Annotated in this window: 13 protein-coding genes; 4 read left to right on the top strand and 9 right to left on the bottom strand. The window is 46.6% G+C overall.

The features are described 5' to 3' along the window. The first annotated feature begins 60 nt into the window (after nucleotides 1–60). The 4 genes from perR (at nucleotide 61) to K6969_RS02150 (ending at nucleotide 3,416) form a co-directional block, all read left to right on the top strand. Nucleotides 61–516 (top strand): peroxide-responsive transcriptional repressor PerR, encoded by a 456-nt coding sequence (perR, locus tag K6969_RS02165; protein WP_029173809.1) that lies wholly within the window; start codon nucleotides 61–63, stop codon nucleotides 514–516. Nucleotides 517–677: 161 nt separating this feature from the next. Then, nucleotides 678–2,546, top strand: coding sequence for a heavy metal translocating P-type ATPase (locus tag K6969_RS02160; protein ID WP_321537496.1), 1,869 nt, complete (start codon nucleotides 678–680; stop codon nucleotides 2,544–2,546). Between the two features lie 134 nt (nucleotides 2,547–2,680). Next, a complete protein-coding gene (locus K6969_RS02155) occupies nucleotides 2,681–3,205 on the top strand; it encodes a hypothetical protein (RefSeq protein WP_029173811.1) in 525 nt (174 codons plus the stop codon). Nucleotide 3,206: 1 nt separating this feature from the next. Further along, on the top strand, nucleotides 3,207–3,416 hold the full coding sequence (locus K6969_RS02150) for a helix-turn-helix domain-containing protein (RefSeq protein WP_029173812.1): 210 nt from the start codon (nucleotides 3,207–3,209) through the stop codon (nucleotides 3,414–3,416). 123 nt (nucleotides 3,417–3,539) lie between these two features. Here K6969_RS02150 and K6969_RS02145 read toward each other — a convergent pair whose 3' ends face one another. From K6969_RS02145 to K6969_RS02105, 9 genes are all read right to left on the bottom strand, one after another. Next, on the bottom strand, nucleotides 3,540–4,211 hold the full coding sequence (locus K6969_RS02145) for an amino acid ABC transporter permease (protein ID WP_029173813.1): 672 nt from the start codon (nucleotides 4,209–4,211) through the stop codon (nucleotides 3,540–3,542). 90 nt (nucleotides 4,212–4,301) lie between these two features. Next, complete coding sequence (locus tag K6969_RS02140; protein ID WP_029173814.1) at nucleotides 4,302–5,180, bottom strand: transporter substrate-binding domain-containing protein; 879 nt, start codon at nucleotides 5,178–5,180, stop codon at nucleotides 4,302–4,304. 127 nt (nucleotides 5,181–5,307) lie between these two features. Further along, complete coding sequence (locus K6969_RS02135) at nucleotides 5,308–6,756, bottom strand: amidase (RefSeq protein WP_029173815.1); 1,449 nt, start codon at nucleotides 6,754–6,756, stop codon at nucleotides 5,308–5,310. Between the two features lie 19 nt (nucleotides 6,757–6,775). Then, a complete protein-coding gene (locus K6969_RS02130) occupies nucleotides 6,776–7,801 on the bottom strand; it encodes a lipoate--protein ligase (RefSeq protein ID WP_029173816.1) in 1,026 nt (341 codons plus the stop codon). Then, nucleotides 7,792–8,688: an SIR2 family NAD-dependent protein deacylase gene (locus K6969_RS02125; RefSeq protein WP_029173817.1), complete on the bottom strand. Its 897-nt coding sequence runs from the start codon at nucleotides 8,686–8,688 to the stop codon at nucleotides 7,792–7,794. Before K6969_RS02125 ends, K6969_RS02130 begins: the two co-directional genes overlap by 10 nt. After that, the gene (locus K6969_RS02120) at nucleotides 8,666–9,487 is read right to left on the bottom strand and encodes a protein-ADP-ribose hydrolase (RefSeq protein WP_029173818.1); all 822 of its coding nucleotides are present in this window, start codon (nucleotides 9,485–9,487) and stop codon (nucleotides 8,666–8,668) included. Before K6969_RS02120 ends, K6969_RS02125 begins: the two co-directional genes overlap by 23 nt. After that, a complete protein-coding gene (locus K6969_RS02115) occupies nucleotides 9,480–9,812 on the bottom strand; it encodes a glycine cleavage system protein H (RefSeq protein ID WP_029173819.1) in 333 nt (110 codons plus the stop codon). The genes K6969_RS02120 and K6969_RS02115 overlap by 8 nt, the downstream gene beginning before the upstream one ends. Continuing rightward, on the bottom strand, nucleotides 9,809–10,804 hold the full coding sequence (locus K6969_RS02110) for an MsnO8 family LLM class oxidoreductase (RefSeq protein WP_044759439.1): 996 nt from the start codon (nucleotides 10,802–10,804) through the stop codon (nucleotides 9,809–9,811). The genes K6969_RS02115 and K6969_RS02110 overlap by 4 nt, the downstream gene beginning before the upstream one ends. Then, a complete protein-coding gene (locus K6969_RS02105) occupies nucleotides 10,801–12,015 on the bottom strand; it encodes an NADH-dependent flavin oxidoreductase (RefSeq protein ID WP_171942780.1) in 1,215 nt (404 codons plus the stop codon). The genes K6969_RS02110 and K6969_RS02105 overlap by 4 nt, the downstream gene beginning before the upstream one ends.

Below are 12,015 nucleotides of genomic sequence, written 5' to 3'. Positions count from 1 at the left end.
AAAGGATTATAATGAAGAAAAGTAAATTAGAATTATTCTTGAAAAGAACAGGAGGCACGAATGGAACTACACTCTCACCTTAACGCAGAAAACCAAACTGCCTTTGAGCATGTTATTCAACACTTAAAGGAAAAAGGTGTTCGCATTACAGAAACACGTAAGGCTGTTGTAGCCTATATCATTGATAGCGACGATCACCCAAGTGCTGAAATGATATACAAAGACCTCCTGCCCAACTACCCTAATATGAGTTTGGCAACTGTCTATAACAACCTCAAAGTTCTCTTAGAAGAAGGATTTGTCACTGAACTCAAGCGTACCAATGACACGACAACCTATTATGATTTCATGGGCCACGAGCACCTCAATGTTATTTGTGAAGTCTGTGGAAAAATCACTGATTTCATGGATGTAGAAATCCCGAGCTTGAAGAAGGAGGCTCATACCCAAACTGGTTACAAAATTACAAAAGAGGTGCTATCCATCTACGGCATTTGTCCTGATTGTCAGGGGTAAAAGACGAATATCAAAGCGGCTTTCTGTCGCTTTTTTTATTTTCCTTTGAATTATTAGAACAATATTATTTAGAATTATTATAAAAAACTTGACTTTCTTTTTATAATTGTTATAATTAACTTAGTTAAATGATAATAATTCTAAATAAGGAAGAACAAACTATGACACTCGTAACCAACCTCAAACAACACAGCCACATCATCACAACCGCTCTCTGCTTGGCGCTCATTCTAATAGGTATCCTTCTGTTTCAGACTGGACAGGGATGGGCTCCTATCCTCTTCATTTCAGCCTTTGTCATCGGGGGCTACCAGTCAGCCAAGGAAGGCATTTCTGAGCTGATTTTCGACAAGCACCTGTCTGTCGACCTGCTCATGATTTTGGCTGCTATCGGCTCTGGTCTAATTGGCTACTGGATGGAAGGGGCTCTACTCATCTTCATCTTCTCCCTTTCTTCTACTCTGGAAGAATTAGCCATGGAAAAAAGCAAGAATGCTATTGCCGCTTTAATGAATATGACGCCTCCAACGGCTCGCAAAATCGAGGAAAATGGTGACATTACTGTCTTAGACACCGCAGCCATCCGCATTGGCGCCCTCCTGCAAGTCCGCAAGGGTGACACGGTCCCACTGGATGCCACCCTCATCAGTCCGCAATCCATCTTTGACGAATCCATGATTACAGGCGAGCCGCTCCCTGCGGAGAAAATGGCTGGACAGGCTGTTATCGGCGGAACCATTAACCAAGGGCCAACGGTTACCGTTCAAGTTACAGCTGAGAAAGGCGATGCCCTATTTGATAAAATCGTCCAAATGGTCGAAAATGCCCAAGAATCCAAATCAAACACAGCGACTTTCATTGAAAATATGGAAGATACCTATGTCAAGGTTGTTTTGGTGGTAGTACCACTCTTCATTCTCTTTGCTCATTTTGCTCTGGGCTGGGACTGGTTGACCGCCTTCTATCGTGGCATGATTCTCTTGACCATTGCTTCTCCATGTGCCCTCGTAGCTTCTTCTTCACCGGCGACACTTTCTGCCATCAGCCGTGCGGCACGCAAGGGCATGATTATCAAGGGCGGTGACATTGCGGATAAAATCGCCAATCTAGAAGCCATCGTCTTTGACAAGACGGGTACCCTAACCATTGGTAAACCTGAGGTTGTAGGGGCAAGCTATCTTGGCGATGAGGAGCCTATCAAACAGGTTGTTCAGGCAGTTGAAAAACAATCTAGTCACCCGATCGCTCAAGCTCTCATGACCTATACGGCTGACAGCTCTGCTATTGACCTCCAAAGCCTAGAAGACGTGACCGGAAAAGGCTTGGTGGCTGGCTATGAGGGCGACAGCTGGAAAATCGGTAAGGCAGGCTTTGTGGTGGATAGCTTGGTCCGTCCGCTGTCTATGGACTTAGTTGCACAGATTGATGAGTCGGAAAGCACCGGAAAAACCCTGGTCTATGTCAGCCAAAATGATGTGCTGGTGGCGATGTTCATGGTGGAAGATAGTTTGAAGCCAGAGAGCAAGCAGCTGATTGCCCAGTTGAAAGAAATGGGCGTGACGCCAATTCTCTTGACGGGCGACCAAGAAAAGACGGCTCGTTACGTGGCGAGTCAGGTCGGTATTGACCGTGTGATTGCCAACTGTCTGCCGACGGATAAGGCTGCTGTTATCCAAGAACTGCAAACCGAGTTTGCATCAGTCGGCATGGTCGGAGACGGCATCAACGACGCTCCCGCCCTTGCCCAAGCCAATGTCAGCTATGCTATGGGAAGCGGAACGGACATCGCTATGGAGTCAGCCGACATCGTGCTCATGGAAGATCTGACACGGATTCCTTACTCCATCCGCCTGTCTAAAAAAATGCGGGGGATCATCAAACAGAACATCATCTTTGCTCTGTCCGTCATTGCCCTTCTTATCATTTCCAACCTCTTCCAGTCTATCAACCTGCCACTCGGTGTGGTGGGCCACGAAGGATCAACTATTTTGGTCATTCTCAACGGACTGAGACTCTTGTATTTTACATAGCAGAAAGCCGCCAGGTAGTTGGCGGTTTTCTTATTATTCTTTTTTTAAAAAAACGCTTGCATTTTAAAAATTATTGTTTTATAATAATTTTACAGATAATATTATCATAAAACAATAATAATCGGAGGGTTACTATGAAAACCAATCTACTCAAAACAGCTGGCATTGTGGCTACTTGTGTTCGCTATTTCTTCTATTTCACGATTGCTCTTTATACCATATTTACATTGGCTGGTCTTGGAGGCGACTCCTTTGCGATAGACTCTTGGGAATACTCCTTTAATAAACCCATTGACCAGATTGATATCTGGCTCATTCTGTTAGCGACTGAATTGATTCTAGTTGTCTTAGCGGCACTCAGTCACATTGCCCACTTACTTCAAAAGTTATGTAAATTGCTTCTGGAAGAAGATTATTTCGCTTCAGCTAGTCTGGAACTTTATCAGAAACTCTTCATCAGTTTGCTCGTCTTGACTGCTGGACAATTTTGCCTAACCAGCTTGTTTGCCTTGACAAACGCTGCTGGACCAAATAACTTCCTCAATCTGCGTTGGTCAGATTTCATCCTCAATGCTCTCTTTATCTTCCTGACTTATTTTGTCTGGACCTTAGTACAAAAGGGGCAACAACTTGAAACCGAGAACAGCAAGTTTATCTGATATGGACATGATTCGCGTAAACTTAGATAGGATTCTCAAAGATCGACAAATGACTTCCAAGGACCTAGCAGGGCAAGTCGGCATCACCGAAGCCAATCTGTCCATTCTCAAGACAGGCAAGGCAAAAGGTATTCGTTTCAATACCTTGATGAGCATCTGCCGCATCCTAGACTGCCAACCAGGAGATATTTTGGAATATGTGAAAGAGTGAGAGTTACATCGAAAAAACAGTCTTTAAAATAAAAAATAGCTTAGGACCACGTCATTCGAGACGGAAATTCTAAGCTATTTTTGATTGTTCAAATTTTAATTGGAAGGATATGCCAACCTCTTTTTAATAGGTAGCCAAGCGTTTTTCCAGCTTGAGCTGACCAAATGCATAAAGGGTACAGATAACCCAATAAATGAGGGCTACACAGATATAAACCGTCATATAATCCGACTTGGCTCCACCGACTATTTTTGCCTTATTGAAAATCTCTGGTACAGTAATCATGGCTGTCAGAGAAGTACTTTTGACCATGTCTAAGAGGACATTGCTAAGGGGTGGAAGGGCAATCCGAAAGGCTTGGGGAATGATGATTTTTCTGTAAATCACATTGGTCCGCAAGCCCAGGGAACGCGCCGCCTCCCATTGTCCCTTATCAATGGCCGAAAGAGATGCACGAATAATTTCAGAAATGTAGGCACTGGACATGGAGGTAAAGGCGATAATAGATGCAGAGATGGCATCTAGTTGTAGCCCCATAAACGGCAAACCAAAATAAATGAAGAAAAGAAGAACCATGAGGGGAATGCCACGCATGAGAGAAATATGGGCCATAGCCAACCAACGCAAGGGTCCAAACTTAGACATCCGCATGAGGGCTACAAAAAATCCACAGAAAGTTCCCAAGGCAAAACCAATTAGGGATAGGGATAGAGTGTAGGGTAGCCCCTCCAAAATCTGTGGAATGGCCTCTCTTGCAATATCTGCATTAAAAACTACCTGCCAGTTAATATCCATATCTTCTCCTCTTTCCTAAAAACCAGATAGACCTTGCCAGTCTGTGACTGACAAAGTCTATACAAGATGCATTTAATTTGTTACGAGGTCTTATTCAACTTCGATAACTGGCAATTTATCAGCATTTTCAACTGGTACTGATAGGTCTTGTCCTGCATAGTATTTCTCAGAAATAGCTTTCAAGGTACCATCAGCTTTCATCGCTTCAAGAGCTTCGTCAATTTTTTCTTTCAAGCTTTTATCAGCCTTGCTCATGACAATCCCTTGTTCAGTTGGGTTGTACTGAGCTGCACCCATCTTCACTTTGATGTCTGGGAAGTTAGCCTTAGCCCATTTAATAGCCATTACCTGTGTAAAGTAGTCGTTTGGAATGAAATCTGTACGACCTGTTGATACATCACGCAAGTAAACATCATTGGTTACGTTGTCATAGATAACTGGCTCTGCACCTTGTTTCTCAGCCAACTTCATGTACTGAGTACCTGCACCACCACCAGCTTTCTTACCAGTCCAGTCGCTCAAGTCTGCAGCTTCGATTCCTGATGAACCATCTTCACGGACGATATAACCACCAACTGAATATTTATAAGGGATAGAGAAATTATACTTTTCCTTACGAGCTTCAGTCATGTCAAAGTTGTTAACAGAAATATCTACCTTACCACTGTCAACCGCTGTAAAGGCTTCTGCCACACCGATTTCTTGGTATTCAATTTCCAGTTTCAAACGCTTACCAATTTCATTGATCATGTCAATTTCATAACCGACCAATTCTTTGGCATCGTTGTAGTAAGAAGTTGGGAAGAGGGTTCCTGGTGTTGCAACCTTCAAGACACCTGCTTCTTGTACTTTTTCCCACTGGGTTTGGCTAGCTGAAGAAGAGCTTTCTGTGCTTGTTGAAGTATTTGAACAAGCTGCAAGAGTAATTGATGAAACAAGTAGGGCTGATGTCAACAATTTTTTCAACATAGGTTCTAATCTCCTTTAGAAGCTTGGGCTTCTCTTTTTTCTTTTTCTAGGTGTTAACCCACCAACTTTTATAGGGTAACACTTTTGCAGAAATTTGGCAAGTATTTTATCTGAAAAATGAAATCTCTTACAAATGAAGCAGACCAGCTGCCTGCAGTTGGTCTGCCAACTGCAAGAGTAAATCCTCTCGTCCCTTGGCTGCTGTCAATTGGATGCCGATTGGCAATCCGTCAGCCCGCACATAAGTTGGCAGAGAAATAGCTGGCTGACCACAAATATTGGCCTGTTGCGTAAAGGGAGTTAGGGCTAGGCTGTCCTCGAACATTTGCCAGATCAATTCCTGCTGCTCTTCCATGTAATAGTTCTGGGTCTGCTTGAGGCGGTCCAGCAAATCTGCTGATAGGTCAAATTGCCCATGCTTGGGCGCTACATCAGCCACTGTCGGTGTCAGGAGCAAGTCATATTCCTCATGGAAACGCGCCATGCTGGCTCCAAACTGATCCCAGTCCAATAGGGCCTTGGAGTGCAATTTGGCTGGAATGGTTTGCCCGCTTTGGTAAATAGCCCAAGACATGACTTCCATGTCATCCAAGGTCATCTGACGCCCAAAAGCTGCTTCGATTTCGTCAAACATCTGGGCCGTGTCCACGCTGTTCATCAGGTAGAAGGATTTCATCAGGGCCACTCCATCCAGAGGATATTCCGACAATTCCACCACTTCATGCCCCAAATCAACCAAGTGATGACAGGCTGTTTGAACCGCTTCTACCGCTTCAGGACTAACCTTGCTCCCTACCGGAGACTTGGTATAGTAGGCGATTTTTAGGGGGCGAGACAACTTTCCAAACACCTCCTCCTCGCTCAGCTTGGCAAGGGGAAAGGGGGCTTCCAGCTGATAATCCTGGAAATGATAGAGCAGACGCTGAGTGTCTCGGACAGACTTGGTCAGGGCAAAATTGACAGATGCCCCCTGCCAGCCACGATAAGACTTAGGTCCAACCGGAATCCGACCACGACTGGTTTTGAGTCCAATCAAGCCATTGAAGGAGGCGGGGATACGAATAGAGCCACCACCATCCGATGCCGCAGCAATAGAGACCATGCCTGAAGCCAGTGCTGCAGCTGCACCACCACTTGATCCACCAGCATTACGGCTGGGGTCCAAGGGAAGATTGACAGGACCGTGCAGGCTGGCATCTGAGATATTTTTGAAGCCGAATTCTGGCGTGTTGGTTCGACCGACAATGATGAAACCCAAGTCCTTCAAGCGTTGGACATAGGTGTCGGTATGACCTGCTGGTCGACCAGCAAGCAGGCGAGAACCTGCAGAAGATGGCTGCCCCTTTTCATTTTGCCCCAGATCCTTCAACAAGAAAGGAACTCCAGCAAATGGCTTGCCCAGATAGTCTTCTTTTTCCGCCTCTTTCAAGGCCTCTTCATACTGCTTGCTGATAACCGCATTGAGGGTGGGATTGAGCTTTTCAATCCTGTCAATTGTTTCTTGCACCAATTCCTTGGCAGAAACCTGTTTTTGATTGACAGCCTGAGCCATGGCTGTCGCATCTTTCCATTCCATAGGAACCTCTATTTCTATCTTATCCTTCGCTCAGCATCAAGCCGACCAACTCTTCCGCACTAATCTTACCAAAATAATACGCCATGTCCAAATCTGCCAAGATTGCCTGAAGGTCTTCTTCGAGCAAGCGTGTACCGATTAGCTTGTTTTCGACTTCGTCAATATTGCCCTTGGCAAAGAAATCTCCGTAAATACGGCATTTGGCAATGCGGCCTTTTTCAACTTCGAGGTGAATATCCACAGTTCCCCCAGCAAAACGACCATCACGGTGGTAGCTATACTGTGGCGAATTACCGTAGTTCCATTCCCAGTTCTTGTACTTGTCTGCCACCAACTTGTCAATAGCTGCCCAGTCTTCCTCAGTCAAGACATAGCGTTTTGCCTGGTCGATGGAGTCAATGCCCAATAACTTGCAGGTAATGAGGTTCTTAAATTCCTCCGTTGTGACAGACTGGTATTCTTCTGCCAGATAGGGACGGATGGTTCCCACACGGCTTTTGACAGACTTGATACCTTTTGATTCAATCTTTTTCTTATTGGGATTGAGGACCTTGGACATGGCTTCTTCGTCAATATCCAAAAGGAGAGAGTAGCCACCATAAACACGGTTATTGCTGATGGTCATAGCTGCACCTGACACCTTTTTCCCTTCAATCACCAGGTCATTTCGTCCTGTTTGCTCTACCTCAACGGCTCCTAGCTCATGCAAGGCCTTGATGGCAGGCTGGTAGGCACGTTTGAAATCTCCGAAAATTCCATTGTCCTGAATCAAGTAGCAAACATTGACAGACCCCTTGTCTACATAGATAGCACCACCACCTGTATCCCGACGAACTAAGAGAATATTGTTCTCTTTGAGGTAGTCTTCATTGATTTCGACCAAGGCATTTTGGAACTTGCCAATTTCTACCTTGGGGTCACAATAGTAAGGGAAGAGAATGTCGTCATCCAAGAAGACATTTTGTTGAACATAGACCTGCATAGCTAGAGCAACTGCTCCATCGCTGACATATTGACCGTTGCGGATTGGTTCGATTAGGTACATGGGGTATCTCCTTTAAAATAAATCCTATGGGTTTCTTTTAATAATTGGGCACTGTCTTCTGCCAGGGTCAAACTTCGTTCCCTAATAGGCAGAGGCAGGCGATAGTGTTTTTGATTAAGACAGACATAGAGGGCCTGTGGATTTTGCTGAACTCTTGTTTGAAAAGGTGTTTTGATAAACTGAGGCGTGGTAAAGCCAATCCCGATTTCCAGATAGAGGACCTTACCTGTTTGATGGTCTTCTAAAAAGGCATCGTAGCGGGCTTTTTGGGCGAAGAAATCCGGCGATTCAACCATGCCCTTTTCTGCATTGCGCTTGTTAATCTCGAAAGGAGCATCACAGACTGGACAACGCGGAATCAGGTCATAAGGAATCTTCATATCCTCCTGCTCTGCTATCATACGACGAATGAGGGCATCATTTCGATAGGTCTGGTCATGGCAATGGCGACTGCATTGCCAGAGTCCGTATTCCCCTTGAATATGGAAAACCTTATCTTTATCATAGTCGGCCACCCAAAAGGCATTGTCTGCATTGGTGGTGATGATATGATAGGGCTTGGTTTCTAAAAGCTCCCGCAAATGAATATAGGAAGCACCGACAGGCTGGTCCAGATAATTAAGGGCAACAAAGCGGCTCTGAAAGGCCCAGTATTCCTCCGTGCTTTCAAAGTCAAAGAGGCTAGCCTGCAACATATCCAAAAAGCCGTACTTAGCGATGAAGTCTGGAAAGGCAACTTCGAAACGAGGACCGATGTAGGTAAAGCCATCCGCCGCAGACATGCCTGCTCCAATGCCCACCACCACCGCATCAGCTTCAGCCAGCAAACCTGCAAGCAGCTCCGCCTGAGTTTTTTCTTCTTGTTTAAGCGTCTGCCACATGGACATCCTCCTTTTCTCCTAATAAGGCTGTATAGTAGCTCTGGTCTTCCACCGTATAGGTCGAAAAAATGACCTTTAGGGGATAGGTTGTTTCCGCCAGCCACTTGCGAACAGTAGGAACTGCCACTTCTGCCGCCTGGTCCTTGGGATAGCCAAATTCCCCTGTTGATAGGGCTGGAAAGGCCATTGCTTTAAGACCACGCGCCTTGGCCTCCTCTAAACAGGACAGGTAGCACTGCTCCAAGAGCCCTCTCCGAATAGCTGAAACAGGCTTACCTTCTGGGATAGAGGGCCCCACCGTGTGAAAGACCAAACCAGCTGGCAGGTGAAAACCAGGTGTCACCATGACCTTGCCAGCTGCTGCTGGAAGACCTTGTTCTTCCATTTTCTTGGCACAAAACTGGCGCAACTCCAAACCAGCAAAGGTATGGAGGGCATTATCCAGACAGGCGTGGTTGGGGATAAAACAGCCCAGCATCTGACTATTGGCAGCGTTGACCACTGCATCAACCTGTAAATGACACAAATCTCCTGAATAGAGAAAAATCTGAGGGTCGCTCGTCGGCTGACAGACTGACACATCCTGCATATGTTCCTCATGATAGGCGGCTAAAAAGGCCGCCTCCACTGCCAGATAGGCCGCCCCAATCGGTCCCGCTGACCGTTGATTGACCAAACCTCTCCAAATCGGAAAAGCCTCTTCAAGACTAGCCAATTTTAGCTCCGCCGACTGCGAATCACCTTTCTCAGTCTGCAAGATGGCAATCATAGCCGTCAGCAAGTCCAGCATCTCTTCCTTAAGCATCTTCAAGTGATAAAAAGGCTTCTTCAGACACATCGGTCAAGCGAATCAACCAGTTTTCCTCTGGTTTTTCCGAATTGAGCAAGGTTGGTTGTTCCAGAGCAGCCGTATTGCGCTCTACCACCCGACCTGCAATAGGGGTCAGGATAGCCATAACTGTTTTTGAGGCTTCTAGATTGAGAATCTCATCATTGACCTCCAAGACTTCCTTGTCGGAAAAAATAACAAAACCAAGCGTACCGACATCATCCTGCAACTCTGCTGTCATACGAATAGTGTAAATAGCATCTTCTTTTTCTACCCAAAGGTAGTTGGCAATTTTTTTCATAGTGTCTCACTTTCTACAATTTGTGCTAATAATTCGATGGCTTTCAAGCGGTTGTCAATCCCTGAAACCAAGGGTATAAAGAGGAGTTCGTCTGGCTGACAAGCTACAACCAGTCTTTCAAGCTGCTCCCTAACTTCTGTCGGATTACCGATAATCATCCGACTGCGGTGCTGGGCAATTCTCTCCCTATCCTGCTCCGTCAGCTCATAGGCCTGATAGGTGGCTAGACTTGGAAAATGGGTAAACTCATTAAAATCTTGCTTGCCCAACATCCAAATGTCCAGCGATTTTGCCAGATTCTCCGCCTCCTGACTGGTTTTCGCAATCACGACAAAGAGGGCCAGGGCAAAATGCGGTTGCGCCATGATGTCTGACGGCTGAAAATCCCTGCGGTAATCCTGAGCCAATTTTCCAGCTGTTTCCACAGGATCATGGGGAATGTAAGGGAAGCTACCAAAGACATAGCCCAAGCCCTCCTTAGCAGACAGGGCCATGGACTGACCTCCCATCCCCAAGGTAAAAATTTCTGGATAGCTTGCCAGCTTGGGCGACAGACCAATGGCTTCATCTTTTCCTATCAGATAGCCTGTAAACTGCTGTACCCATTGGTCAAATTGACTGGGTTGAAACTGGCTACGCATGTGCTCTTTAACCAGAGCCGTTCCAGTAGAATTTCCCAAGCCGATGTCCACCCGACCTGGAAAAAGAGTTTCCAAACTAGCTGCCAGCTCTGCTATTTTATAAGGCGAATAATGCAAGCCCATGATGCCACCTGAACCTAGATGGATCCGCTGGGTCTGACTGGCCAAGTAAGGAATCACGACCTCGGGACTGCCGATGGTCAGGGCATGGACATTGTGGTGCTCCGCCAACCAAAACCGATGGTAGCCCAAGAGATCCGCCGCCTGCACCAGCGCCAAACTATCCTGCCAGGCCTCCTGATAGGTCCGACCCTCATCCAAAAGCCCATAGTCCAAGAGACTAATTTTCATACCTTTCCTCCTCGTAGTGTTTTATTTTTACTCTTCGAAGAGTAAAGACTGCGGAAAAGCTCTCGCGACTCCTTCGGCAACGACTCCCCATAGTCCATCAAGGGAACAATATCCTTGAAAGAAGCCTGGGGAATAGCCAGCTTAGACAGGTCTTCTGGCTTGATCCGCAGCTGGATGTCTTCTGGCTTGCCGGCCGCAATCTTGTGAGCAAACTCAGGATCGGTGATAAAAGGTGTTGACAGACCAACCATATCCGCATGCTCCAAGGCCTCTAATGCCTTCTCCGCCGAATTGATCCCCCCTGTCGCCATAACCACCAGCCTATCCTTTAAGGCATCATGAACCACCTGATTGACCAAGCGTCCCTGATGGCGCCCAGCTCCTCGAACCTGATTGCGAAAGACATCATGCCCCCATGAAGCGATGGCTAGGTAGTCAATCCTTGCAAGCTCCAAAGCCATGCCCATGAACTGTAAAAATTCCTCGATAGAATAGCCGATATTGGCCCCTCTTGTTTCTTCAGGCGTTGCCCGAAAACCGAGGATAAAGCCAGCTGGAGCCAACTGGTCAATCACTTCCTGGACCTTCCGTAAAACTTCTAAACCAAAACGGGAACGATTGTCCAAGTTTTGACAGCCATAGCGGTCCTGACGCTGATTGGAAAAAGTCGAAAAGAAGGTCTGAATCAGCAAACGCTGGGCAGAAGAAATCTCTACTCCTGCAAAACCCGCCTCAATAGCCCGCCGCGTCGCCTGCCCATAGGCCTCCACCAGCTCTTCCAGCTCTGCTATGGTCAACTCCTTGACCTCATGGGGAAAGGGAGCATGGAGCTTCATGTGACTAGGACCATAGACCAGCTTATCCCGCTGAAGGGTGTGGCTGGAAAAACGACCAGCATGGGTCAGCTGCAAGATTGCCTTTGCCCCCTTGGACTGCATGACCTGGGCCAGTTTTCGCAAAGCATCAACATCCTCATCCTTGGCCACGCTAAAGCCAAACTCGAACAATTGCCCCTTGGGGTCCACATAAGCCGCTCCTGTGATTTGCAGAGGAGCCGCATCCGCCCGCCGTTCCGCATAGTCCAAATCATCCTGGGTCACCAAGCCATCCGCTGTGGAGGAATTGGTCACCATGGGCGACAGGACAAAACGATTGGCTAGGACGGTTTGGTGCAATGGCAGAGCTTCAAATAATGCTTGATAGGTTTCCAT

It is taken from the genome of Streptococcus suis, from assembly GCF_019856455.1.
GTDB classification, from domain to species: domain Bacteria; phylum Bacillota; class Bacilli; order Lactobacillales; family Streptococcaceae; genus Streptococcus; species Streptococcus suis_AE.
This window is presented reverse-complemented; position numbering and strand designations above follow the sequence as displayed.

Bases quoted from the DNA above. Each gene is read 5' to 3' on its own strand.
- perR (WP_029173809.1), top strand. From the start codon at position 61: ATGGAACTACACTCTCACCTTAACGCAGAAAACCAAACTGCCTTTGAG.
- K6969_RS02130 (WP_029173816.1), bottom strand. From the start codon at position 7,801: ATGTACCTAATCGAACCAATCCGCAACGGTCAATATGTCAGCGATGGA.
- K6969_RS02110 (WP_044759439.1), bottom strand. From the start codon at position 10,804: ATGAAAATTAGTCTCTTGGACTATGGGCTTTTGGATGAGGGTCGGACC.
- K6969_RS02120 (WP_029173818.1), bottom strand. From the start codon at position 9,487: ATGCTTAAGGAAGAGATGCTGGACTTGCTGACGGCTATGATTGCCATC.
- K6969_RS02125 (WP_029173817.1), bottom strand. From the start codon at position 8,688: ATGTCCATGTGGCAGACGCTTAAACAAGAAGAAAAAACTCAGGCGGAG.
- K6969_RS02155 (WP_029173811.1), top strand. From the start codon at position 2,681: ATGAAAACCAATCTACTCAAAACAGCTGGCATTGTGGCTACTTGTGTT.
- K6969_RS02105 (WP_171942780.1), bottom strand. From the start codon at position 12,015: ATGGAAACCTATCAAGCATTATTTGAAGCTCTGCCATTGCACCAAACC.
- K6969_RS02145 (WP_029173813.1), bottom strand. From the start codon at position 4,211: ATGGATATTAACTGGCAGGTAGTTTTTAATGCAGATATTGCAAGAGAG.
- K6969_RS02150 (WP_029173812.1), top strand. From the start codon at position 3,207: ATGGACATGATTCGCGTAAACTTAGATAGGATTCTCAAAGATCGACAA.
- K6969_RS02140 (WP_029173814.1), bottom strand. From the start codon at position 5,180: ATGTTGAAAAAATTGTTGACATCAGCCCTACTTGTTTCATCAATTACT.
- K6969_RS02135 (WP_029173815.1), bottom strand. From the start codon at position 6,756: ATGGAATGGAAAGATGCGACAGCCATGGCTCAGGCTGTCAATCAAAAA.
- K6969_RS02160 (WP_321537496.1), top strand. From the start codon at position 678: ATGACACTCGTAACCAACCTCAAACAACACAGCCACATCATCACAACC.
- K6969_RS02115 (WP_029173819.1), bottom strand. From the start codon at position 9,812: ATGAAAAAAATTGCCAACTACCTTTGGGTAGAAAAAGAAGATGCTATT.